At 72.4% G+C, this 24274-nt stretch carries 19 protein-coding genes and 1 tRNA gene; 13 read left to right on the forward strand and 7 right to left on the reverse strand.

Annotated features, from left to right (window positions below):
- Positions 1-40: 40 nt before the first annotated feature.
- The 4 genes from NV263_RS03295 (at position 41) to NV263_RS03310 (ending at position 5524) form a co-directional block, all read left to right on the forward strand.
- Positions 41-850: a MetQ/NlpA family ABC transporter substrate-binding protein gene (locus NV263_RS03295; protein WP_263250957.1), complete on the forward strand. Its 810-nt coding sequence runs from the start codon at positions 41-43 to the stop codon at positions 848-850.
- A 136-nt stretch (positions 851-986) separates the two neighbouring features.
- Positions 987-1943: a 4-(cytidine 5'-diphospho)-2-C-methyl-D-erythritol kinase gene (locus NV263_RS03300; RefSeq protein WP_263250958.1), complete on the forward strand. Its 957-nt coding sequence runs from the start codon at positions 987-989 to the stop codon at positions 1941-1943.
- A 73-nt stretch (positions 1944-2016) separates the two neighbouring features.
- On the forward strand, positions 2017-3801 hold the full coding sequence (locus NV263_RS03305) for an ABC-F family ATP-binding cassette domain-containing protein (protein WP_263250960.1): 1785 nt from the start codon (positions 2017-2019) through the stop codon (positions 3799-3801).
- Between the two features lie 64 nt (positions 3802-3865).
- A complete protein-coding gene (locus NV263_RS03310; protein ID WP_263250961.1) occupies positions 3866-5524 on the forward strand; it encodes a fatty acyl-AMP ligase in 1659 nt (552 codons plus the stop codon).
- Between the two features lie 16 nt (positions 5525-5540).
- Here NV263_RS03310 and pth read toward each other — a convergent pair whose 3' ends face one another.
- Positions 5541-6113, reverse strand: a complete 573-nt coding sequence (gene pth / locus NV263_RS03315) for an aminoacyl-tRNA hydrolase (protein WP_263250963.1) — start codon at positions 6111-6113, stop codon at positions 5541-5543.
- Between the two features lie 77 nt (positions 6114-6190).
- Positions 6191-6799 (reverse strand): 50S ribosomal protein L25/general stress protein Ctc, encoded by a 609-nt coding sequence (locus NV263_RS03320; RefSeq protein ID WP_263250964.1) that lies wholly within the window; start codon positions 6797-6799, stop codon positions 6191-6193.
- A gap of 427 nt (positions 6800-7226) precedes the next feature.
- Between NV263_RS03320 and NV263_RS03325 the strand changes: the two genes are divergently transcribed.
- Positions 7227-7835: a malonic semialdehyde reductase gene (locus NV263_RS03325; protein ID WP_263250966.1), complete on the forward strand. Its 609-nt coding sequence runs from the start codon at positions 7227-7229 to the stop codon at positions 7833-7835.
- A 55-nt stretch (positions 7836-7890) separates the two neighbouring features.
- Here NV263_RS03325 and NV263_RS03330 read toward each other — a convergent pair whose 3' ends face one another.
- The 4 genes from NV263_RS03330 to NV263_RS03345 all read right to left on the reverse strand — a co-directional run bounded on the left by NV263_RS03330 (position 7891) and on the right by NV263_RS03345 (position 12559).
- Positions 7891-8862 carry a ribose-phosphate diphosphokinase gene (locus NV263_RS03330; protein ID WP_263250967.1) on the reverse strand — a complete coding sequence of 324 codons (972 nt, stop codon included), beginning with the start codon at positions 8860-8862 and terminating at the stop codon, positions 7891-7893.
- 11 nt (positions 8863-8873) lie between these two features.
- Entirely contained in the window at positions 8874-10424 is a 1551-nt protein-coding gene (gene glmU / locus NV263_RS03335; RefSeq protein ID WP_263250969.1) for a bifunctional UDP-N-acetylglucosamine diphosphorylase/glucosamine-1-phosphate N-acetyltransferase GlmU, read from the reverse strand.
- A gap of 235 nt (positions 10425-10659) precedes the next feature.
- Complete coding sequence (locus NV263_RS03340) at positions 10660-12417, reverse strand: GGDEF domain-containing protein (RefSeq protein WP_263250971.1); 1758 nt, start codon at positions 12415-12417, stop codon at positions 10660-10662.
- A 71-nt stretch (positions 12418-12488) separates the two neighbouring features.
- Positions 12489-12559, reverse strand: a tRNA-Gln gene (locus tag NV263_RS03345).
- Between the two features lie 416 nt (positions 12560-12975).
- Between NV263_RS03345 and NV263_RS03350 the strand changes: the two genes are divergently transcribed.
- From NV263_RS03350 to NV263_RS03380, 7 genes are all read left to right on the forward strand, one after another.
- Complete coding sequence (locus NV263_RS03350; RefSeq protein ID WP_263250973.1) at positions 12976-13944, forward strand: acyl-CoA desaturase; 969 nt, start codon at positions 12976-12978, stop codon at positions 13942-13944.
- A gap of 183 nt (positions 13945-14127) precedes the next feature.
- Positions 14128-14721 carry a TetR/AcrR family transcriptional regulator gene (locus tag NV263_RS03355; protein ID WP_263254030.1) on the forward strand — a complete coding sequence of 198 codons (594 nt, stop codon included), beginning with the start codon at positions 14128-14130 and terminating at the stop codon, positions 14719-14721.
- A gap of 158 nt (positions 14722-14879) precedes the next feature.
- Positions 14880-18470, forward strand: coding sequence for a transcription-repair coupling factor (gene mfd, locus NV263_RS03360; protein WP_263250974.1), 3591 nt, complete (start codon positions 14880-14882; stop codon positions 18468-18470).
- A gap of 54 nt (positions 18471-18524) precedes the next feature.
- Positions 18525-19454, forward strand: a complete 930-nt coding sequence (locus tag NV263_RS03365; protein WP_263250977.1) for a SurA N-terminal domain-containing protein — start codon at positions 18525-18527, stop codon at positions 19452-19454.
- Positions 19455-19530: 76 nt separating this feature from the next.
- Positions 19531-20541 carry a MazG family protein gene (locus NV263_RS03370; protein ID WP_263250978.1) on the forward strand — a complete coding sequence of 337 codons (1011 nt, stop codon included), beginning with the start codon at positions 19531-19533 and terminating at the stop codon, positions 20539-20541.
- A gap of 170 nt (positions 20542-20711) precedes the next feature.
- Positions 20712-21491 (forward strand): lytic transglycosylase domain-containing protein, encoded by a 780-nt coding sequence (locus tag NV263_RS03375; protein WP_263250980.1) that lies wholly within the window; start codon positions 20712-20714, stop codon positions 21489-21491.
- Positions 21492-21561: 70 nt separating this feature from the next.
- The gene (locus NV263_RS03380) at positions 21562-22362 is read left to right on the forward strand and encodes a lytic transglycosylase domain-containing protein (protein WP_263250982.1); all 801 of its coding nucleotides are present in this window, start codon (positions 21562-21564) and stop codon (positions 22360-22362) included.
- A gap of 40 nt (positions 22363-22402) precedes the next feature.
- On the opposite strand, the gene NV263_RS03385 is transcribed toward NV263_RS03380, so the two are convergent.
- Positions 22403-22780 (reverse strand): tetratricopeptide repeat protein, encoded by a 378-nt coding sequence (locus tag NV263_RS03385; RefSeq protein WP_263250984.1) that lies wholly within the window; start codon positions 22778-22780, stop codon positions 22403-22405.
- 206 nt (positions 22781-22986) lie between these two features.
- Between NV263_RS03385 and eno the strand changes: the two genes are divergently transcribed.
- Positions 22987-24273, forward strand: coding sequence for a phosphopyruvate hydratase (eno, locus tag NV263_RS03390; RefSeq protein ID WP_263250986.1), 1287 nt, complete (start codon positions 22987-22989; stop codon positions 24271-24273).
- The last annotated feature ends 1 nt before the right edge of the window (position 24274 follow it).

Here is a 24274-nt window from a genome sequence, read left to right on the forward strand (position 1 = left end):
GCCACGAGCCCGTTCCTTCCGCTGTCCAGAAAGGACTGAAATGCGTTTTCGCCTTGTCGCCGCGGTGGCCGCCGCCGCCCTCTCGCTGGCCGGGTGCTCCGGTGGGGGCACCGAGGCGGCCCACGACCCGCACGCGCCGCTGAAGATCGGTGTCAGCCCGACACCGCACGGCGAAATCCTCCAGTACGTGGAGGACAACCTCGCCAAGCAGGCCGGGATCGACCTGGAGCTTGAGAAGTTCGACGACTACAACCGGCCGAACGAGGCGCTGGCGCACGGCGAGCTGGACGCCAACTACTTCCAGCACCAGCCGTACCTGCAGAAGTACCAGGCGGAGCGCGGCGGTGACTTCGTGTGGGTCGAACCGGTGCACCTGGAGCCGTTGGGCATCCACTCCAAGAAGTACCGCAGCGTCCAGGAGATCCCGGCGGGTGGGCGGATCACGCTGCCCAACGACCCGTCCAACCAGGCGCGGGCGCTCAAGCTCCTGGAGTCGCAGGGCCTGATCAAGCTCAAGCCGGGTGCCGGGGAGAACGCGACCGTGCGCGACGTCGCGGAGAACCCGAAGAACATCAAGCTGGAGACGCTGGCCGCCGACCAGCTGCCGCGCAGCGTCGACGACGCCGACGCGGCCGTGGTCAACGGCAACTACGCCATCAAGGCCGGGCTGACCAAGCCCATCGCGGTGGAGAACGCCCAGGGCAACCCGTACGCCAACGGGTTGGTCACGACGCCGAAGATGGCCAAGGACCCGCGCATCGCCAAGCTCGCCGAGCTGCTGCGTTCCCCGCAGGTCAAGAACTTCATCAACGCCAAGTACGGCGGCGTGGCGGTGATCCCGGCCTCCTGATCCCGGGCACCGATCGAGGGGCGGTCGGCCCGCGGCGCGCACCGCGCGGCGGGTGGGCCGCCCCTCGGCGCGTCCGCGTGCGCAGGGAAGGCGGCAGCGGTCTACCGCGGACACGTACGCTCTAAGAGTGCTCTCCGTGGTTCCAACGCCCATCACCGTCCGCGTCCCGGCCAAGGTGAACCTCCACCTGGCCGTCGGGGACCCGCGCCCGGACGGCTACCACGAGCTGATCACCGTCTTCCAGGCGGTGTCCATGACCGACGAGGTCACCGTCCTGGTCGCCGACGAACCGGGCATCGACGTGCACGGGGAGGGCGCGGACTCGGTGCCCACCGGGCCCAGCAACCTCGCCTGGAAGGCGGTGCGGCTGCTGGCCGAGCGCAGCGAGCGGGACCCGGAGGAACCCGGGGTGCGGCTGTCGATCAGCAAGGGCATCCCGGTCGCCGGTGGCATGGCCGGGGGCAGCGCCGACGCCGCGGCCGCGCTGCTGGCGCTGAACCACCTGTGGCGGCTCGAACTCGGGCGCGACGAGCTGTGCGACATCGCCGCGCAACTCGGCAGCGACGTGCCCTTCGCGCTCCAGGGCGGGACCGCGCTGGGCACCGGACGCGGGGAGCGGCTGGTCCCCGTGCTGGCCCGGCACACCTTCCACTGGGTCATCGCGCTGGACCGGCGGGGTCTGGAGACCCCCACCGTGTTCGGCGAACTGGACCGGTTGCGCGAGGAGTCCAAACCCAACCGGGTCGGCGAGGTGGAACCGCTGCTGGAGGCGCTGGCCTCCGGCGATCCGCGGCAGCTGGCCCTGCTGCTCGGCAACGATCTCCAGGCCGCCGCGGTGTCGCTGCGCCCGGGGTTGCGCCGCACGCTGCGCGCCGGGGTGCAGGCCGGCGCGCTGGCCGGGATCGTCTCGGGCTCCGGCCCGACGTGCGCGTTCCTGTGCACGGACGCGGACTCCGCGGTCCGCGTGGCCGCCGAGCTGTCCGGCGCCGGAGTCTGCCGCACGGTGCGGGTCGCGCAGGGTCCGGTGCCCGGCGCGCGCATCGTCTCCGACGACCGCGCCGACCGGCCCACCCCGCCCCAGGTCCACGCCTGAACCGTCCGGAATCCCGGTCCTCACCGCGCCAGGTGAGCACACAAGGTTGTCGTAGGGAGTACGCGAACGCCCGATGGTGAATCTCGTCAATCTCGAATCGGTGAGCAAGAGCTACGGCGTGCGTCCGCTGCTGGACGGCGTGTCGATCGGCGTCGGAGCGGGCGAGCGCATCGGCGTCGTCGGGCTCAACGGCGGCGGCAAGACCACTCTGCTGGAGGTCCTGTCCGGCCTCGAACCGCCGGACGACGGCCGGGTCAGCCACTCCCGGGACCTGCGCATGGCGGTCGTCACCCAGCGCACCGAGCTCCCCGAGGGCTCGACCGTGCGCAGCGCGGTGCTCGACCCGCACGGCTTCACCGCCGAGCACGAGTGGGCCGCCGACCCCAAGGTCCGGGCGGTGCTCGACGGGCTCGGCATGACCCGCCTCGGCCTGGACACCCCGGTCGCCGACTTCTCCGGCGGCGAGCGCCGCCGCGTCGCCCTGGCCGCCGCGCTGGTCCGCGAACTCGACCTGCTGGTGCTCGACGAGCCGACCAACCACCTCGACGTCGAGGGCGTCCGGTGGCTCGCCGACCACCTGCTCGACCGCAAGTGCGCGCTGGTCATCGTCACCCACGACCGCTGGTTCCTGGACACGGTCTGCACCCGGACCTGGGAGGTCACCGGCGGTCGCGTCGAGCAGTACGAGGGCGGCTACGCGGACTGGATCTTCGCCCGCGCCGAACGCGCCCGGCTCGCCCAGCAGGCCGAGGAGAAGCGGCAGAACCTCGCCCGCAAGGAACTCGCTTGGTTGCAGCGCGGGGCCAAGGCGCGCACCTCCAAACCCCGCTTCCGGGTGGAGGCCGCCGAAGCGCTGATCTCCGACGTCCCGCCGCCGCGCGACACCGTCGAACTCGTCGCCTTCGCCAAGCGGCGACTCGGCAAGACCGTGCTGGAACTGGAGGACGTCGATCTGCGCGTCGCCGACCGGACGCTGCTGTCGGACGTCACCTGGCGGATCGGGCCGGGCGACCGCATCGGCATCGTCGGCGTCAACGGCTCCGGCAAGACCACGCTGCTCAACCTGCTCGCCGGGGAACGCGAACCGGACGCCGGGCGGCGCGTCGAGGGGCAGACGGTCCGGCTGGCCCACCTCACGCAGGAGCTGCACGACCTGCCCGGGCACTGGCGGGTGCTGGAGGCCGTCGAGAACGTCGCCAAGCGGGTCGCGCTCGGCAAGTACGAGCTGTCCGCGTCGCAGCTGGCGGAGCGCTTCGGGTTCGGCAAGGGGCGGCAGTGGACGCCCGTCGAGGACCTCTCCGGCGGGGAGCGGCGGCGGCTGCAACTGGCCAGGCTGCTGATGGGCGAGCCGAACGTGCTGGTGCTCGACGAGCCCACCAACGACCTCGACATCGACACCCTCCAGCAGCTTGAGGACCTGCTGGACGGCTGGGCGGGCACGCTCGTCGTCGTCTCCCACGACCGCTACCTGGTGGAGCGGGTGTGCGACAGCGTCCACGCGCTGTTCGGCGACGGCCGGGTGACGCACCTGCCCGGCGGCATCGACGAGTACCTCCAGCGGCGGCGCTCGCTGCTCGCCGCGGAGGAGAACCGCAGCGTCGGCGAGCAGGCCGTGGACGCGGCGAAGCCGCGCGGCCTGTCCGGCGCGGAGGCGCACGCGGCGCGCAAGGAACTCGCGCGGTGCGAGCGCCAGCTCGACAAGCTCGCCGACCGGGAGAAGGCGTTGCACGAGGCGCTGGCCGAGGCGGCGACCGATCCCGACCGGTTGCAGGACCTCAACGCCCAACTCCGCGACCTGGAGCAGGAGAAGGATTCGCTGGAGACCCGCTGGATGGAGCTGGCCGACCAGCTCGGGTGATCGTCGGGGCTCGCGCGGGCCGGAGACCTGTCGGAAGATCACCGGGAATCGTAAGCTGCGTCACATGAGCCGGTTCCTGGACACACTGGTCGCGTCGGCGCGGGCGAACCTCGGGGCGGACGGGCGCGGCCTCACCACGGGCGACCCCGATGATCCGGACCGCCGGACCTGGGGGCAGGTGCACGCCGACGCGTTGCGCCTCGCCGGTGCGCTGGGCCACGACCTGCGGCCCGGGAGCGCGGTGGCGATCCTGGCCGCCGATCCGGGACTGATCGCCACGGCCGTCCAGGCCGTGTGGCTCGGCGGCGGCAGCGTGACGATGCTGCACCAGCCGACCGCGCGCACCGACCTCGCGCACTGGGCCGAGGACACCCTCCGGGTGCTCAAGATGATCGAGGCGCGGCTGGTGCTGCTGGGACCGCCGTTCGAGCAGCTCGCCGACGTGCTTGAGGAGAACGGCATCACCTACCGCGACCTCGCCGCGCTCGCCGCCGAGGACGCCGAACCGCTCGCCGGGCCGCTCGACGTCGACGAGGACGCGACCGCGCTGCTGCAACTGACCAGCGGGTCCACCGCGGAGCCGAAGGCGGTCCGGATCACCCACCGCAACCTGCGCTCCAACATCCGGGGGATCGTTGCCGCCGGGAGCTTCGACCCGGCCACCGACGTCTCGGTGTCGTGGCTGCCGCTGTTCCACGACATGGGGATGGTCGGCTGCCTGACGGTGCCGATGGCGGTGGGCATGGAGGCCGTCAAGATCACCCCGGCGGACTTCCTCGCGCGTCCGCTGGTGTGGCCGGAGCTGATCAGCCGCCACCGCGCCACCGTGACCGCCGCGCCGAACTTCGCCTACGCCATCGTCGGCCGCCGCATGCAGCGGGCCGACGACGGCCAGTTCGACCTGTCGAGCCTGCGGTTCACGCTCAACGGCGCGGAACCCATCGATCCGGCCGCCGCGCGGGCGTTCACCGACGCGGGCGCGCGGTTCGGGCTGCGGGCGGACTGCATGGTGTGCGCGTTCGGCATGGCCGAGTCCACGCTCGCGGTGTCGTTCGCCCCGGTCGACCGGGGCATGGAGGTCGACGCGGTCGACCCGGACGAGCTGGAGCAGCGGCGGCGAGCCGTCCCGGTGGCGCCCGGCGCGGCGCGGGCGCGGCGGTTCGTGCTGCTGGGCCGGCCGCTGTCCGGCCTGGAGGTCGAGGTGGTCGACGACGCCGGGCGGCCGCTCGGCGAGCGCGAGGTGGGCGTGCTGCGGGTCCGGGGCGAGGCGGTCACGCCGGGCTACCTGACCGTCGACGGCCCCCGCGCGGCCCGCGACGCCGACGGCTGGCTGGACACCGGCGACGAGGGCTACCTGGTCGACGGCCAGGTGGTGATCTGCGGTCGCCGCAAGGACGTGATCATCATGGGCGGCCGCAACATCTACCCGGTCGACGTGGAGCGGGCGGCGTGCGAGGTCGAAGGCGTGCGGGCGGGCAACGCGGCCGCCGTCCGCCTCGACGCCGGGAGTCGCCGGGAGCGGTTCGCCGTGGTCCTGGAGTCCAAGCTGGCCGGCGAGGCGGCCGCGGAGAAGGAGCTGCGCCGCGGGGTCGCGGCCCGCGTTCTCGACGCGGTGGGCGTGCGCCCGGCCGCGGTCGTCGTGCTCGCTCCTGGCAGCCTGCCGAAAACGCCGTCGGGCAAGCTCAAGCGCACCGCGGCGATCCGCCTCGTCCCCGAGGTCTGAAAGCGCCGCTCCGCGGTCAGTGGAAGCGGTTCTGGGCGCGTTCGAGCCCTTCGGAGACCAGCGACTCGACGGCGTCGGCGCAGTGGTCGACGAAGTAGGCCAGCTCCTTGCGCTCCACGCCGGAGAAGTCCTTGAGCACGTAGTCGGCCGGATCCATGCGCCCGGGTGGACGGCCGATGCCGAACCGGACCCGCAGGTAGTCGCGGGTGCCCAGCGACTTGCTGATCGACCGCAGCCCGTTGTGGCCGTTCTCCCCGCCGCCGCGCTTGAGCCGCAGGTCGCCGAACGGCAGGTCGAGTTCGTCGTGCACGACGATCACGGACTCCGGCGGCACCTTGAAGAACCGGACGGCGCCGGTCACCGGGCCGCCGGAGAGGTTCATGTAGGAACGCGGCTTCACCAGCACGGCGCGCGTTCCGCCGAGGCGTCCCTCGACGACCTCGGCACCGCACTTGTGCGCCTTGAACCGGCCGCCGACCCGGTCGGCGAGCTCGTCGGCGACGAGGAAGCCGATGTTGTGCCGGTTGCCCTCGTAACGCGGGCCGGGGTTGCCGAGCCCGACGATCAGCGCAAGCTCCGAGGTGGTCACGACGTCTCCTGGTTGGTCGAGCCGCACGCCGTCCCGCGCGGTCGCGGGACGGCGCACGGTGCGCCCGACGGTAGGGCTCAGCCCTCCTGGGACTCCTCAGCCGCTTCACCGGCCTCCGCGGCGGGCTCCTCGGCCATCTCGGCGGCGGCCTCGGTGATGTTGACGACCAGGGTCTCCTGGTCGGTCACCAGCGACACGCCGGCGGGCAGCTTGATGTCCGAGGCGTGGATCTGGGCGCCGACCTCGGCACCCTCGACCGACACCTCCAGCTGCTCGGGGATGTGCAGCGCCTCGGCCTCGACCTCGATCTCGGTGACCTCCTGGTTGACCAGGGTGCCCGGGCCGGCGTTGCCCTCCACGACGACCGGAACGGCGACGGTGACCTTCTCGCCGCGCTGCACGAGCAGCAGGTCGACGTGCTCGATGTAGTTCTTGATCGGGTGCGTGGTGATGGTCTTGGTCAGCGCGAGCTCGCTGCCCGAGCCGGCGACGTCGAGCGTCAGCACCGCGTTCTGGCCGTTCTCGCGGACGGCGCGGGCGAACTCGACGGCGGGCAGGGACAGGTGCTTCGGGTCGGAGCCGTGGCCGTACAGCACCGCGGGGATCTTGCCTGCGCGGCGGGTGCGGCGGGCGGCACCTTTGCCGAACTCGGTGCGCGGTTCGACGGCGATACGTACCTCGGACACGGTGGTGCACTCCTCGTGGCGTCGGGCGGAACGTGAACTGGTCGCTGGCCTGCGGCGGCGGGGCGCGCAACTGGCGCGAGTTCGACGTGGTGCCGTTGCGGCACCGGTGAGTGACGGCGGTGACGCCGCCGACGTACCGGGGGGCCACCGCGCCACCGCGTCGATCACGCCGGGCGAACGACCCGACCTCGCCGAGGCAACCCGAACAGTCTAAACACTGCTTGCACAGTCGATTCCGCATGGGTGGCCGGCGCGGCCGGGTGTTCGGCGAGCCCGGCGGTCCGCCGGCCCCGGGCCGGGGCCGGTGATGTCGCGCACAGTGCGCGGGAGCCGGAATTCCTTGAAGTATCAATGAGTTCCGGATGACGGCGCGCCCGCCCGCGCGGCGGGCCGTCCCCGACCCCGACCCCGACAGGGAGGCACGTCCATGACCGCAACGGACGCCCAGCGGCTCGTGCTCGCCGAAGACGCCCAGAACCTGCTGTTCCGGCAGGCCCGCACGGCCAACTCCTTCAGCGACGAGCCGGTGACCGACGAGCAGCTGCGGGCGATCTACGACCTGGTGAAGTGGGCCCCGACGTCGATGAACCAGCAACCGCTGCGGATCGTGCTGGTGCGTTCCCAGGAGGGCAAGCAGCGGCTGCTGCCGCACCTGATCGAGGGCAACCGGGGCAAGACCGAGCAGGCCCCGGTGGTCGCGATCCTGGCCGCGGACACCGAGTTCCACGAGAACCTGCCCAGGGTGTTCCCGCACAAGCCGGGAGCCAAGGACCTCTTCGCCGACGAGGGCGTCCGCACCGGCAACGCCACGTTCAACGCGGCCCTGCAGGTCGGCTACTTCATCCTCGGCGTCCGCGCGGCGGGCCTGGCCGCCGGTCCGATGACCGGGTACGACGCCGCGGGCCTCGACCGGGAGTTCTTCCCGGACGGCAGGCTGCGCTCGCTGGTGGTCGTCAACATCGGCAAGCCGGGCGAGAACCCGTGGGCCGAACGGCTCCCGCGCCTCGACTACGACGAGATCGTCACCGAGGTCTGAGAACGCCGAGGGGCCCCGGTCCGGTGTGGACCGGGGCCCCTCGCGCATCGTCGGATCAGGCGCGGCCGTCGAAGAGGCTGGTGACCGAGCCGTCCTCGAAGACCTGGTGGATCGCCTCGGCGACCAGCGGCGCGATCGAGAGGACGCGCAGCGTCGGGAAGCGGCGTTCCTCCGGGATCGGCAGCGTGTTGGTCAGCACGACCTCCTTCGCGCCGCAGGACGACAGCCGTTCCACCGCCGGGCCGGACAGCACGGCGTGCGTGGCGGCGATGATGACGTCCTTGGCGCCGGCTTCCAGCAGCTGCTCGGTGGCCTTGGTGATGGTGCCGCCGGTGTCGATCATGTCGTCGACCAGCACGCACAGCCGGCCCTCGACGTCACCGACGACGCGGTTGGCCACGACCTGGTTCGGCTTGCTGGGGTCGCGGGTCTTGTGGATGAACGCCAGCGGGGTGCCGCCGAGGTCGTCGGCCCACTTCTCCGCGACGCGCACCCGGCCGGAGTCCGGGGAGACGACCGTGATGGCCTCGTCGGAGTAGGTGTCCCGGATGTAGCTGGCGAGCAGCTTCTGGGCCATCAGGTGGTCGACCGGGCCGTCGAAGAAGCCCTGGATCTGGTCGGTGTGCAGGTCCACGGCCATGATCCGGTCGGCGCCCGCGGTCTTGAACAGGTCCGCCATCAGCCGCGCCGAGATCGGCTCGCGGCCCTTGTGCTTCTTGTCCTGGCGGGCGTAGCCGTAGAACGGCATGACCACGGTGATGCGCTTGGCGCTGGCCCGCTTCAGCGCGTCGACCATGATCAGCTGTTCCATGATCGCGTCGTTGAGCGGGTCGCAGTGCGACTGGATGACGAAGGCGTCGCAACCGCGCACCGACTCGTCGTAGCGGACGAAGATCTCGCCGTTGGCGAACTTGTAGGCAGCCTGGGCCGTGACCGTCACGTCGAGCTGCTTGGCCACCTCCTCGGCAAGTTCCGGGTGACTGCTACCGGAGAAGAGCTTGAGGCTCTTCTTCGGGGTCGCAGACATGGCACTCACGGTCATCGTCCCTCCCCGTTCGACGTCCGTCGTTGGGCGTCACTCGTCGGATTGGTGGTTGGTTCCTCTTCCGCCAGCGCCCGCTTCGCGGCCTGGTCGGCGGCGGTGCCCGGGCGGCGCTTGGCCACCCAGCCCTCGATGTTGCGCTGCCTCCCGCGGGCGACCGCCATCGCGCCCGGGGGGACATCCTGGGTGATCACGGAACCGGCGGCGGTGTAGGCACCGTCGCCGACCTCGACCGGCGCGACGAACATGTTGTCGGCACCGGTCCGGGCGTGGGAGCCGATCACGGTGTGGTGCTTGGCGACCCCGTCGTAGTTGACGAAGACCGTGGCCGCGCCGATGTTGCTGCGCTCGCCGATGGTCGCGTCGCCGACGTAGGTGAGGTGCGGGACCTTCGTGCCCTCCCCGATCCGCGCGTTCTTCGTCTCCACGAAGGTGCCGATCTTGCCGCCCGCGTCCAGCCGGGTGCCGGGGCGCAGGAAGGCGAACGGGCCGACGGAGGCGCCCGGGCCGACCTCGGCGCCTTCCCCGTGGGTGCGGACCACGGAGGCGCCGGGGTGCACGGTGCACCCGGTCAGCGTGGTGTCCGGACCGACGACCGCGCCCTCGCCGACAGTGGTGCCCGCGCGCAGCTGCACGCCCGGCTCCAGCACGACGTCGCGGTCCAGCACGACGTCGCAGTCCAACCACACCGAACCCGGGTCGGTGATCGTGACGCCCTCGCGCATCCAGCGCCGCAGCAGCCTGCGGTTCAGCTCGGCGCCGAGGTTCGCCAGCTGCACCCGGTCGTTGACGCCCTCGACCAGCCACGGGTCGGAGCAGACCAGCGCACCGACCGGTCGGCCGTCGGCGCGCGCGATCGAGAGCACGTCGGTGAGGTACAGCTCGCCCTGCGCGTTGTCGGTGGACAGCCGGGTCAACGCGTCGGAGAGGACCGCGGCGTCGAAGGCGTAGACGCCGGAGTTGATCTCGGTGATCTCGGCCTGCTCGGCGGTGGTGTCCTTGTGCTCGACGATGCCGGTGACCGCGCCCGCGGCGTCGCGCAGCATCCGCCCGTACCCGGTGGGGTCCGCCACGACCGCCGACAGCACGGTCACCGCGTTGCCCGCCTCGCGGTGCTCGGCGAGCAGCCCCCGCAGCGTTTCCGCGTCCAGCAGCGGGACGTCGCCGTAGCTGACGAGCACCGTGCCGCTGTCGCGCGAAGCCAGCCGGGACAGCCCGCACGCCACCGCGTGGCCGGTGCCGAGCTGCTGCTCCTGCACGGCGGTGCGGACCTCGCGGCCGAGCGCCTCGCCGAGGTCGCCGAGGTGTTCGGCGACGGCGTCGCGACCGTGCCCGATCACGACCACCAGGTCGTCGGGGGAGACGCCGGCCGCGGCGCGCACGGCGTGCTCGACGAGGGGACGGCCCGCGATCCGGTGCAGCACCTTCGGGGTCGCCGACCGCATGCGGGTGCCCTCGCCCGCGGCGAGCACGATCGTGCTGACGGGATCCGAAGACGCGCTTGCGGCGCTGCGGGAGGAGGGCTGGGCGTTCTCGCCCTGGAGCATCAGCGCTCTCCCTTGATCTCTAGAAGCGGCTCGGTTGCGCCGACCCGCCGGGGTCGTCGTCCGGCACCTGCCTGCGTGCGTCCAAGCGGGTGAAGGGTAACCGGCTCTGGCCGTCGCGGCGCCGGTGCCCCTGCCCGCCCGTCCGGCGGGTGTGATGGTACCCGCAGCCGGTCCCCACCTGGTCCCGGAGGACCGCCGCAACCAGCGGTTTTGTGATCTTGACCGCTATGTCGGGCTAGTGCGCTTCGGGTGGGATCCAGACCGCGTTGTCGCTCGGCGGACGGGGCGGGGGAGGGGCGGTGTCGCCGCTGATCGCCGAGACCCGGTTCCCGCCGTCGTGCTTGGCCTGGTACATCGCGGCGTCGGCGCGGGCGAGGACCTGGGCGGCCGACTCCTGCGGGCGCATCGCGACGACGCCGATGGACAGCGTGACGCCGCGGGACTGCTCGCCCGGCAGCCGGTCGACGGCCTCGACGGTGCGCCGCAGCGCGGCTTCGGCCGAGCCGAGCGTCGCGCCGGGCAGCAGGACCACGAACTCGTCGCCGCCGTACCGGGCGACGAAGTCGTCGGTGCGCAGCGTGTCGCGCAGCGTGCTCGCGACGGTGCGCAGCACGTCGTCGCCCTCGGCGTGCGAACAGCGGTCGTTGACGCCCTTGAAACCGTCCAGGTCGACCAGCGCCACGGCGAGCGGTTGCGCGTCGGCGCGGTCGAGCAGCTTCTCCAGCCGGTCGTCGAGGGCGCGGCGGTTGTGCAGTCCGGTCAACGGGTCCTGCAACGCCTGGCGGGTGATCGCGTCGTGCTTGTGGCTCAACCGCGAATGCTCCAGCCGTGTGACCAAAGTGGACAGACGAACCTGGCGGGTGGTCCACAGTTCGTACTCCAGCTCCAGCGCGTACTCGCGCAGCGCTGCGCTGGTGCTCTCGCTGTCCAGTCCGGTCAGTTGCGCGTACTCGCGGGCCAGCGAGATCCGCAGCGTCGGTTCGGAGGTGTCCTGCTCCAGGGCGTCCCGCGTCTCGGAGAGCATCCGCACCGCCTCGTCGTCGCGCCCGGCGCGGGTCAGGCAGCGCGAGAGCGCGATCGCCACCACGATCCGCTCCCGCGGGTGGATCGCCCGGTCCAGCGTCCGCAGCACCTCCAGCCGTCCGATGTGCTCCTCGTGCGGCCGAGCCAGGGCGTGGGCGGCGCCGAGCACGGGCATCTGCTCGGCGGCGGGGCGGTCCGACACGCGGGGGAACAACGACTCCCGCCACGGGCCCTCGACGGCCACCGCTATCGCCGAGGCGGTGGTGAACCGCGCGTGCGCGTCCTCCTCGTCCCCGATGCGCTCCAGGCGCAGGCCCCAGCCGAGCAGCATCCGGCAGCGGTTGATCATGTGCACCGCGATCTCGTGGGGGCCGCCGCTCTCCCGGATGCGGTGGTGGGCGCGGGCCATCACCTCGTCGGCCATCTCGTAGACGCCGAGCTGGGTCAGCACCAGCCCGAGATCGGTCAACGAGGTGGCCAGCAGCCGTTCCCACGACCGGCGGCCCAGGCCGCGGTCCGGGACCAGTTCGTCGTCCAGCATCGCGAGGCCGTTGGCGACCTCGGTGAGCGCGCTGTCCTCGCTGCCGCCCAGCAGCGCGCGCCGCCCGCGCAGCGCGTGCGCGTCGGCCTGCAGCACGACGAGACCGTGCCTTCGGGTGTGCGTGAGGAGTTCGTCGAGCAGCGGGTCGGCGGTGTCGACGAGCCCGGGCGTGGCCAGCCGCATGGAGGCGCAGTGCCGCAACAACTGGGCGACGATGCGCGGTTCACCGCGGCGGCGGGCTTCGGTGAGCAGGTTGTCGGCCTCGCGGATGGTGGTGCGCTGCCCGGCGGGGTCGCTGTGCTGGCCGACGGCGTTGAGTTCCCGCGCGCGCCCGACCAACCACGCGTCGGACACCTCGCTCAGCGCGGTCGTCACCTCGTCACGCACGGCGGTCGTGTCGTCGCGCAGCGGCGCACACCCCCTGTCCACCTCTCCCCCCGGCAGTTCCGGGCGGCCGCTCATGTCGGCGCTCACCACCGCTGGTCCGGGAGGGCCACTCGCTCCGCCGCCAGGATTCGAACCTGGACCATCGGAACCAAAATCCGAGGTGCTGCCTTTACACCACGGCGGATCGGGCGCTTCCGGCCTCGGACGCCGACGGTTCGCGTCCGGCGCCGCCGCCAGAGCTTACCGGCCGGGGGCGCGAGCCGGTGGTGCCCAGCCGACATCGTGGCATGTCCGTCCAGTGCGGCCGGTTCCGGGCTGCCGGGACCGGCGGGAGCGTTGCGCGCCAGCACGTCCGTGGGACGCGGAGCCCCCGGGTCCGGTTTCACCAAGGTTGCCCGCTGATCGGGTGAACTCGTTCATCCTGACACGCCCGGGGTTGCGCGACACGCCGTGTTTTCCCGGCCGGGGGTGACGATTCGGCATCAAAGAACTTACGCTTGCGTAGGTTACGGTCCCGTAGGTGTGTGGAGGTGTCGCGGGGCCGTGCTCCCGGCGTCGACCGCAGTTGCCCACCTCCCGACCCCAACAGAGGTAGTGAGTATGACCGTAGTAACCGAGCCCGCCGCGCCGTCGGCTTCCCGAACAGAGGCCGGACCCAAACCGCTGACCTCGGGGACCCGGCCCCGGGTCGCCCAGTTCACGGTGTTCCTGTTCGTCATCGTGCCGTTCGCCGCGTTGATCGCGGCGGTCCCCGCGGCATGGGGGTGGGGACTCGGATGGCTCGACGTCGGCTTGGGACTGGCGTTCTACGTGGTCTCCGGACTCGGGGTCACGGTCGGGTTCCACCGGTACTTCACGCACGGGTCCTTCAAGGCCAACCGCGGCGTGAAGATCGCGCTGGCCATCGCCGGGATGCTGGCCGTGCAGGGCCCGGTCGTCACCTGGGTCGCCGACCACCGCCGCCACCACGCCTACTCCGACCGCGAGGGCGATCCGCACTCGCCGTGGCGCTTCGGCACGTCCCCGTCCGCGCTGGCCAAGGGCTTCTGGTACGCGCACATGGGGTGGCTGTTCGAACGCGACATCACCAACGCCGACCGCTTCGCCCCGGACCTGCTCAAGGACAAGACCATCAACCGGCTCAACAGCCTGTTCGCGCTGTGGACCGCGCTGAGCCTGGTGCTGCCCGGCGTCCTCGGCGGTCTGCTCAGCTGGTCCTGGTGGGGCGCGTTCACCGCGTTCTTCTGGGCCGGCCTGGTGCGGGTCTCGCTGCTGCACCACGTGACCTGGTCGGTGAACTCGATCTGCCACATGATCGGCGAGCGGCCGTTCAAGAGCCGCGACAAGGCGGCGAACTTCTGGCCGCTGGCGATCCTGTCGTTCGGCGAGTCGTGGCACAACTCGCACCACGCCGACCCGACCTGCGCGCGCCACGGCGTGCTGCGCGGCCAGCTGGACATCTCCGCCCGGATCATCTGGGCGTTCGAGAAGCTGGGCTGGGCCTGGAAGGTCCGCTGGCCCAACGCCAAGCGGCTCGCCCGCATCGCCGTGACCGACTACAAGGGCTGAGGCGATCCACTCCCGAGCGCCCGCGTGGAGCCGCCACGCGGGCGCTTTTTTCGTCGGCCGTCGACACCGGACGGCGGTTGACGGCATAGGCTGACGCGAATGGCACCACGGCGACGCGGGCGGAACAGCTCGGAAACCCAGACGGCCGAAGCCGGACGCTCGGGCCGCGCCGCGCGCGTCCGGATGACCGGCAAGGAACGTCGGCAGCAACTGCTCGACGTGGCCCGCGCGCTGTTCGCGGAGAAGGGCTTCGACGGCACCTCGATCGAGGAGATCGCGCACCGCGCCGGGGTCTCCAAACCCGTGGTGTACGAGCACTTCGGCGGCAAGGAGGGCATCTACGCGGTCGTGGTCGACCGGGAGATGCGCAACCTGCTGGACCTGATCGTCTCCGCGCTGTCCGCCGGGCACCCCCGGGAGCTGCTGGAACAGGCGGCGCGGGCGCTGCTGGAGTACATCGACAACTCCACGGACGGTTTCCGCGTGCTGGTGCGCGACTCGCCGGTCGCCAGCAACAGCGGCACCTTCTCCAGCCTGCTCAACGACATCGCCAGCCAGGTGGAGCACATCCTCGGCCTGCAGTTCGACGCGCGCGGCTACGACGCCAAGCTCGCCCCGCTGTACAGCCAGGCGCTCGTCGGGATGGTGGCGCTCACCGGCCAGTGGTGGCTGGAGGTCCGCAAGCCGAAGAAGGAGGAGGTGGCCGCCCACCTGGTCAACCTCGCCTGGAACGGCCTCTCGCACCTGGAGCACAAACCCCGCCTCGGAGCGAGCTAGGTCCCGTCCTGCGCCCCGCCCACCAACTGCGGGGCGAGCGGACGGTGTCCGGGCGAAGTCGTAGGCTGGTCGGTGACGCCCCTGCGGGTCCGCGGTGACGGTGTTCGTCCCGGGCAGGGGTGTGTCTGCGTTCGCCACGTCTCCTGCGAGGTAGCTCCATGAGCCAGGCCGGTCCGCTGCGTGGACTGCTCGAAATCATGCTCCGGGATCCCGCCACCCGGCAGGTCGTCGAGTCCGCCGGCCGCCCGCGCCTGGTGCTGGAGGGCCCGGCGGCCGCCCGGCCGCTCGCGGCGGCGGCGCTGACCGCCGGTGCCGACCGGCCGGTGCTGCTGGTCACCGCCACCGGCCGGGAGGCCGAGGAGGCCGCGTCGGCGCTGTCCGACCTGCTCGGGCCGGAGGGCATCGCGGTCTTCCCGTCGTGGGAGACGCTGCCGCACGAGCGGCTCTCGCCCCGCGCCGACACCGTGGGACGGCGGCTGGCGGTGCTGCGCCGCCTGGCCCACCCCGAGGAGCACGCCGAGGGCCCGATCCGGGTGCTGGTCACCACGGTGCGCAGCCTCATCCAGCCGATCGCGCCCGACCTCGGCGAACTGCGCCCGGTGCGGCTGTCGGTCGGCACCGAGCACGACTTCGACGAGCTCGTCGGACGGCTGGCCGCGCTGGCCTACGACCGGGTCGACATGGTGGAGAAGCGCGGTGAGTTCGCGGTCCGCGGCGGCATCGTGGACGTGTTCCCGCCCACCTCGGAACACCCGCTGCGGGTAGAGTTCTGGGGCGACGAGGTCACCGAGATCCGGCCGTTCGCCGTCGCCGACCAGCGCTCGCTGCCCGAGGCGCGCTCCACCGAGCTGCACGCCCCGCCGTGCCGGGAGCTGCTGATCAACGACCAGGTCGCCGAGCGGGCCGCCAAGCTCGCCGAGCAGCACGCCAACGACGGGCAGCTGGCCGAGATGCTCGGCAAGATCGCGGGCGGGGCGCCCGCGGAGGGCATGGAAGCGCTCATCCCGGCCCTGTGCGAGGGCGAGATGCAGCTGCTCACCGACCTCGTGCCCGCGGGCACGCACGTCGTGCTGGCCGACCCGGAGAAGATCCACGCGCGAGCGGCGGACCTGGTGCGCACCGGCCAGGAGTTCCTGGAGGCGTCCTGGATGGTCGCCGCGGACGGCGGCAAGGCGCCCATCGACCTCGGCGCCTCGGCGTACCGCGGGCTCGCCGAGGTGGCCGAGCACACCCGCGACCTCGGCCTGCCCTGGTGGACGCTGACCCAGCTCAGCAGCGAGGAGGGCGAGGAGGACGACGAGGTCGTCCGGCTCGTCCTCAAACCGGTGGACGCCTACCGCGGCGAGGTCGAGCGGGCGTTCGCCGACCTGCGCGCGCACACCGCCTCCGGCGGCGCCGCGGTGCTGGTGGTCGCCGGTGCCGGGACCGCTCAGCGGGCCGTGCAGCAGCTGCGGGACGGCGAACTGCCCGCGCGGCTGGCCGAGGACGGGCTGGCGGGCGAGCCGGAACCGGGCGTGATCACCGTCGTCCGGGGCGGTCTGGAGGACGGCTTCTCGGCGCCCGAGGTGGCGCTCGTCGTCCTCACCGAGGCGGACCTGACCGGCGGTCGCGGCGGAACGTCCACAAAGGACATGCGCCGGATGCCGTCGCGGCGGCGCAACGCCGTCGACCCGCTCGCGCTCAAGCCGGGCGACTTCGTCGTGCACGAGCAGCACGGCATCGGCAAGTACGTCGAGATGGTGCAGCGCACCGTCGGCGGCGCCACCCGCGAGTACCTGGTGCTGGAGTACGCCTCCAGCAAGCGCGGCCAGCCCGGCGACCGGCTGTTCGTGCCGACCGACCAGCTCGACGAGGTGTCCCGCTACGTCGGCGGCGAGGTCCCGGCGCTGAACAAGCTCGGCGGGTCGGACTGGAAGAACACCAAGGCCAAGGCGCGCAAGGCGGTCAAGGAGATCGCCGCCGAGCTGGTCCAGCTCTACGCCGCGCGGCAGTCCTCCCCGGGCCACGCCTACGGCGCGGACAGCCCGTGGCAGCGGGAGCTGGAGGACGCGTTCCCGTACACCGAGACCGGCGACCAGCTGGCGGCGATCGACGAGGTCAAGGCGGACATGCAGCGCCCGGTGCCGATGGACCGGGTGATCTGCGGCGACGTCGGCTACGGCAAGACCGAGATCGCGGTGCGCGCGGCGTTCAAGGCGGTGCAGGACGGCAAGCAGGTGGCCGTGCTGGTGCCGACCACGCTGCTGGCGCAGCAGCACCTGAACACCTTCACCGACCGGATGCGCTCGTTCCCGGTTCGGATCAAGGGGCTCTCCCGGTTCACCGACCCGATGGAGGCCGAGCAGACCACCAAGGGCCTGGCCGACGGCGAGGTGGACATCGTCATCGGCACGCACCGCCTGCTGCAGACCGGCATCCGGTACAAAGACCTCGGGCTGGTCATCGTGGACGAGGAGCAGCGCTTCGGCGTGGAGCACAAGGAGCACATCAAGGCGCTGCGCACCCACGTCGACGTGCTCACCATGTCGGCCACGCCGATCCCGCGGACGCTGGAGATGAGCATGGCGGGCATCCGCGAGATGTCCACCATCCTCACCCCGCCCGAGGAGCGGCACCCCGTGCTGACCTACGTCGGTGCCTACGACGAGAAGCAGGTCGCCGCCGCGATCCGCCGCGAGCTGCTGCGCGACGGCCAGGTCTTCTTCGTGCACAACAGGGTTTCCGACATCGAGAAGACCGCGCGGCACCTGCGCGAGCTGGTGCCGGAGGCGCGGATCGTCACCGCGCACGGGCAGATGAACGAGGACCGGCTGGAGAAGATCATCCAGGGGTTCTGGGAGCGCGAGCACGACGTGCTGGTGTGCACCACGATCGTCGAGACCGGACTGGACATCTCCAACGCCAACACGCTCATCGTGGACCGCGCCGACCGGCTCGGGCTCGCCCAGCTGCACCAGCTGCGCGGTCGCGTCGGGCGCGCGCGGGAGCGCGGCTACGCGTACTTCCTGTACCCGCCGGAGAAACCGCTCACCGACACCGCGCACGACCGGCTCGCCACGATCGCGCAGAACTCCGAACTCGGCGCGGGCATGGCGGTGGCCATGAAGGACCTGGAGATCCGCGGCGCGGGCAACATCCTCGGCGCCGAGCAGTCCGGGCACATCGCCGGGGTCGGCTTCGACCTGTACGTGCGACTGGTCGGGGAAGCAGTGGAGGCGTTCCGCAAGCACGCGGGTGCCGAACCCGGCGAGGCGGAGGAGGAACTGGCCGAGGTCCGCGTGGATCTGCCGGTGGACGCGCACATCCCGCACGACTACGTGCCGGGCGAGCGGCTGCGCCTGGAGGCGTACCGCAAGATCGCCTCGGCGGCCGACCAGGACGCGTTGGACGCGGTGCGCGGCGAACTCGTCGACCGGTACGGCCCGCTGCCGGCCTCGGTCGAGCGCTTGCTCGGGGTGGCGCGTTTCCGCCAGACCTGCCGGGAGCACGGCGTCACCGAGGTCACGCTGCAGGGCTCGTCGCTGCGCCTGGCGCCGCTGGAACTGGCGGACTCGCAACTGGTCCGGCTCAAGCGGCTGTACCCGAAGGCGGTCTACAAGGCGGCCGTGCGCACGGTTTCCGTGCCGCGGCCGACGGAAGGCGCCGCGGGCGGGCGCATCGGCGCACCACCGCTGCGCGACGAGGCGTTGCTCGACTGGTGCACGAAGTTGTTGGAGTCGCTGCGGTCTCCGGCGACCGCCGGGGTCTGACGCGTACGGTGAAGGGACTTCACCGCAGCGTGACTTCGTGAGAGAGTGCGCGCTGTGAGGTTCGCCATGCCGCGCCGCGCGCGCCTTCTCGCCTCGGTCGTCACCGCAGGACTGCTGCTCGCCGGCTGCGGTGCCGGGAACGGTCGGCCCGGCGCCGCCGCGATCGTCGGGGACGCCAGCGTGCCGGTGTCCGAAGTGCAGTCCTGGTTCGACGGGGTGCTGCGCAAGGAACCGCAGCTGGCCCCGCAGCTGCGCGAGCAGGGCCAGCTCGACGAGCTCGGCCGCCGGGTGGCCTCGCAGCTGGTGCTCCAGCGGCTCACCGACCGCGCCGCGCGCGACGAGCACCTCGCCGTCGCGGAGCAGCAGGTGACCGACCTGATCAACGGGATGGGCGGCCCGGAGGCGGCGACCGCGGGCAAGATCTACACGGCGGACGACGTCCGCGAGGTCGCGCGGGCGCAGCTGCTGGCCGGCGAGCTCGGCCGCCGGTACTACGACCGGCTCGGCATCACCTTCGACTACACCCAGGCCACCAACCGCCGGGAGGCCGAGACCAAGGCGCGGCGCATGGCCGGGGGGCAGGACCAGGCGGCGGCCCTGGTCGACGCCGACCGCCGGGCCGGGACGCCCGCGGCCGCCGGGCAACGGCTGCGGGCGACCGACAGCGCGCAGCTGGCCGCGGGCACACCGCTGTTCGGCGCCGCGCCGGGGACCGTGCTCGCCTTCGAGCCGCAGCCGAACGCGGGGCAGTGGCTGGTGGTGCGGATCCGGGAACGCCGCACCGACGAACCACCCGTGCGGGGAGCCGCGGACGACCGGACGTTGCAGGAGTTCGGCACGCGGTTGCTCGGCTTCACCGCCGACCGGGTCGGCGTGCGGCTGAGCCCGCGCTACGGGACGTGGGACCCGATCCGGCTGGCCGCCGCGCCGAACTCCGGCGAGGTCAGCGGGTTCCGGATCACCGAGCGCTCCGCCGCGTCGTGATGCGGTCCGGACGCGCGGCGGTGTGTCGTGGCCACCGCAACACCCGGACTCCCCGCGGGCTTGGGACAATCGGACTATGAACGGTGAGCTCCAGGTGGCGGAGGGCAGTGCCGTCGTCGTGGTCGACGACCGGCTCGGGGACGTCGTACCGGCCGCGGCGGTCCCGGTGCTGCGTTCGGCGACCGCCGTGTACGCCGAACCCGGGCTCGCCGCGGCGACCCGCGAGGCGCTGGGCGCGCCCCCGCCGCCGGACGACCTGGCGGCGCGCGCCGCGCGCGAACCGGTGGTGCTCGTGGTGGGCGAGGCCGACCTGCCCGAGGCCCAGGCGCTGGTCCGGGGTGGCGCCCGGCTGATCGGTGCGGAGCCCCCGGCGGGGGTGGAGCTGCTGGACGCGGTGACGGTCATGGACCGGTTGCGCTCTCCCGGCGGCTGCCCGTGGGACGCCCAGCAGGACCACGACTCGCTGCGCAAGTACCTGGTCGAGGAGACCTACGAACTGCTCGACGCGATCGAGCACCGCGACCGGGAGGCGCTGCGCGAGGAACTCGGCGACGTGCTGTTGCAGGTGTTGTTCCACGCGCGGGTGGCGGCCGAGGACGGCACCGATCCGTTCGACGTCGACGAGGTGGCGGCGGGGCTGGTCAGCAAGCTGGTCTCGCGGCACCCGAACGTCTTCGCCGACGACGGCGCGGTGCTCGACGCCGAGTCCCAGCACGCCCGCTGGGAGGAGCTCAAACAGCGGGAGAAGCAGCGCGAGTCCATTGTGGACGGGGTGGCGCTGGGGCAGCCCGCGGTCGCGCTCGCCGCCAAGCTCGTGCAGCGGGCCCAGCGCGCCGGGGTGCCCGCCGACGTCTACCCGGACGGCGACTCCGCAGGGGAGGCGTTGTTCGGGACGGCGGCCAGGGCGAGGTTGGCCGGGGCCGATCCCGAGGACGAACTCCGGTCCGTGGCCGTCGGTTTCGCCGAGCGGATCCGCGCGGCCGAGCGGCGCGCCCGCGAGTCCGGTCTGGAACCGGCGCGGCTGTCCGCCGAGCAGTGGCGGGAGCTGATTTCAGGTTCGCCAGCGGGTGTTCGGTCCGAAACCTGATCCGCCACCGGGGCGCCCGCGGGCGGCGTCCGAGCTGACGCCGACGCGGTCGGCGGCGACATCCACTTGACATGGACGTCCACCACTGCGGTGCGCAGCGCCTCCGCGCGGGAGGCGGTCGGTGGGCGGAGGGCACGGTGCGCGTCTGGGGGCGCAGAGGGAGGAAGGTCTTGCCGAGTCGGTCCTGGCTGCTGTTGGCCCCGGCGCTCGCGGTCCTGACGTCGTGCACCGCCGTGACACCGGAGTCGCGTACCCCGGTGCACTTCCAACCGCCCCCGGCCATCGCCCCGCCCGATCCGGGTGTCCTGCCGCCCGAGGTGGCGCTGCTGGCCCCGGGCGGTCCTCCGGTCCCGCCGGAGAACCGGCCGCAGGCCCAGCTCGGCGACTGGTCCGAGTCGATGGCCGATCCGCTCAACATCCCCCGCGCGGCGCTCCAGGCGTACGGCTACGCGCAGCGTTCCCTGGAGCGCAGCGACCCGGGCTGCGGGCTGAGCTGGACGCTGCTGGCGGGCATCGGCGCCGTCGAGTCCAGCCACGGCAGGCACGGCGGGGCCAAGCTCGACGCGACCGGGCGGCCCAGCCACCCCATCATCGGTCCGGCGCTGGACGGGTCGGACGGCATCAAGCGCATCGACGACACCGACGGCGGGCGGCTGGACGGCGATCAGGTCTGGGACCACGCGGTCGGCCCGCTGCAGTTCATCCCGATCACCTGGGAGAAGTGGGCGGTGGACGCCGACGGCGACGGCGTCGCCGACCCGCAGGACATCGACGACGCGGCGCTGACCGCGGGCCGCTACCTGTGCAGCGTCGGCGGCGACCTCCGGCAGCCGGACCGCTTCTGGGCCGCCCTGCTCACCTACAACGAGAGCCACGACTACGGCCAGGAAGTTCTCGACTGGGCCGACTACTACGGCAGGCAGAGCCACACCCTCCGGGCCGCGGGCTGACCGCCCGGCTGCGAGCTGTTCGGGTCGTGGATGGTGACCCCGATCGCTACCGTCCAGTAGCCTCGGCCGCGTGATCCGGACCACCTCAGCCGTGCTGGCCGTCCTCAGTCGGCTCGCCATCGCGTTGTCGCTGGTCATCGCGACTGTTGGCGGGGTCGGTCTGGTCAAGGTGCTGGGCGGGCCGACCCGGGCCGCGGTCGCCGCGCCGCCGCCGCGGGTGGACCCCGAGCCCGCGCCGGTGTCGCCGGGCTCGGCGGCACCGCCGGTCGACGAGCCGACCCCGCAGGTCGAGCCCGGGGTGGACCCGGTGCGGCAGTGGGCCGACCGGGTCGCGACGGTGGTGGACATCCCGGCGCGGGCGGTCGTCTCCTACGTCAACGCCGACCTGGCGATGCGGGAACACCAGCCGAGCTGCCGGATCTCCTGGGCGACGCTGGCCGGGATCGGGCGCATCGAGTCCGACCACGGTCGCTACGGCGGGCGGTTCCTGCGCGAGGACGGACGTCCCTCCAGCCCGATCGTCGGCGTGCCCCTCGACGGCACCCCCGGAGTCCGGCTGATCCCGGACACCGACGGCGGGGCGCTCGACGGCGACCCGCAGCACGACCGGGCCGTCGGGCCGATGCAGTTCATCCCGGGCACCTGGCGCAAGTGGGCGACGGACGGCAACGGCGACGGCAAGGGCGACCCGCAGAACCTGGACGACGCGGCCATGGCCGCCGCCCGCTACCTGTGCTCGGACGGCCGCGACATGTCGACCGGTCCGGGCTGGTGGGCGGCGGTGATGTCGTACAACAGCTCCGTCGAGTACGGGCAGAAGGTGTTCGCGCTGGCCGAGACCTACGCCGCGGCGGGCAACCGCCGCCGGTGAGCGTCAGCGCGCGCCCCGCCGGGAGCAGGTTCGAAGACGCTCAGAACTCGCGGGTGGCGATGTGCGCGTTGATCTCGCCGAGCGCTTCCTGGTACGCGGGAGCCGGATGCATGGTCGCGGCCAGCCGCAGCTGGGCGCGGGCCTCGTCCAAGCGGCCCTGGCGCTGCAGGGTGCGGCCGAGCACGAGCCGCGCGTAGTGATCGGACGGATCCAGCTCGATCACCCGCAGGAACGCCCGCTCGGCGCGGCGGAGCTGGGCGGAGAAGTAGTACGCCCGACCGAGCAGCAGCTGCACGCTCGGCTTGTCGGGGGCGACTTCGAGCACGGGCGCCAGCACGCGGAGCGCCTCCAGCGGGCGGCGCTGCGTGATCAAGTGTTCCGCTCGGCGGAACGCTTCCACAGTGCCTTCGGTCGTCATGGCGGGCACAACGTTACGTGCCGATCCGCTGTTCCTTCGACGTCCGACCGGATGACACCGGGCGGCTCCGGGCGCCTGAGCGAGTCGTCGGCGACGGCCGAGACCTGCGGGCTAGGCTCGTAGGCGGTCGTCGGGCGTTCGACCGGTCCGGCGCAGCGCCGGGCGGTCGGCAACGTCCACAGTTCGAACGCTGGTTAGGAGCACACGTGGCGATCATCGAGCAGGTCGGCGCCCGCGAGATCCTGGACTCCCGCGGGAACCCCACCGTCGAGGTCGAGGTGGCGCTGGAGGACGGCACGCTGAGCCGGGCGGCGGTCCCGTCGGGCGCCTCGACCGGCGAGCACGAGGCCGTCGAGCTGCGCGACGGTGACGCGGCCCGGTACGGCGGCAAGGGCGTGGAGAACGCCGTCAAGGCGGTGCTGGACGAGATCGGTCCGGAACTGGCCGGGCTGGACGCCACCGAGCAGCGGATCATCGACCAGAAGCTGGTCGACCTCGACGGCACCCCGGACAAGTCCCGGCTGGGCGCGAACGCCATCCTCGGCGTTTCGCTGGCGGTCGCCAAGGCGGCGGCGGAGAGCTCCGGGCTGGAGCTGTTCCGCTACGTCGGCGGGCCGAACGCGCACGTCCTGCCGGTGCCGATGATGAACATCCTCAACGGCGGCGCCCACGCCGACACCGGGGTGGACATCCAGGAGTTCATGATCGCCCCGATCGGCGCGGACTCCTTCTTCGACGCGCTCCGCTGGGGCGCGGAGACCTACCACGCGCTGAAGTCGGTGCTCAAGTCCAAGGGCCTGGCCACCGGGCTCGGCGACGAGGGCGGTTTCGCCCCGGACCTGCCGAACAACCGGGAGGCGCTGGACCTGATCACCACGGCGATCGAGAAGGCGGGCTACAAGCCGGGTCGCGACATCGTGCTCGCGCTGGACGTGGCCGCCACCGAGTTCTTCGCCGACGGTTCCTACTCGTTCGAGAAGAACAAGCGCTCCGCCGACCAGATGGCCGAGTACTACCGCGACCTGCTGTCGGCCTACCCGCTGGTGTCCATCGAGGACCCGCTGGCCGAGGACGACTGGGACGGCTGGGCGAAGCTGACCGGCGAGATCGGCGGCCAGGTGCAGCTGGTCGGCGACGACCTGTTCGTCACCAACCCGGAGCGCCTGGAGGAAGGCATCAACCGGGACGCGGCCAACGCGCTGCTGGTCAAGGTCAACCAGATCGGCACCCTGTCCGAGACGCTGGACGCGGTGCAGCTGGCCACCTCGTGCGGGTACAAGAGCATGATGAGCCACCGCTCCGGCGAGACCGAGGACACCACGATCGCCGACCTCGCCGTGGCCACCGGCTGCGGCCAGATCAAGACCGGTGCCCCGGCCCGCAGCGAGCGCGTCGCCAAGTACAACCAGTTGCTGCGCATCGAGGAGAACCTCGGTGACGCCGCCCGGTACGCGGGCGAGCTGGCGTTCCCGCGGTTCACGCCGGAGAGCTGAG

The sequence above is a fragment of the Saccharopolyspora rosea genome (genome assembly GCF_025643595.1).
Taxonomy (GTDB): Bacteria; Actinomycetota; Actinomycetes; order Mycobacteriales; family Pseudonocardiaceae; genus Saccharopolyspora; species Saccharopolyspora rosea.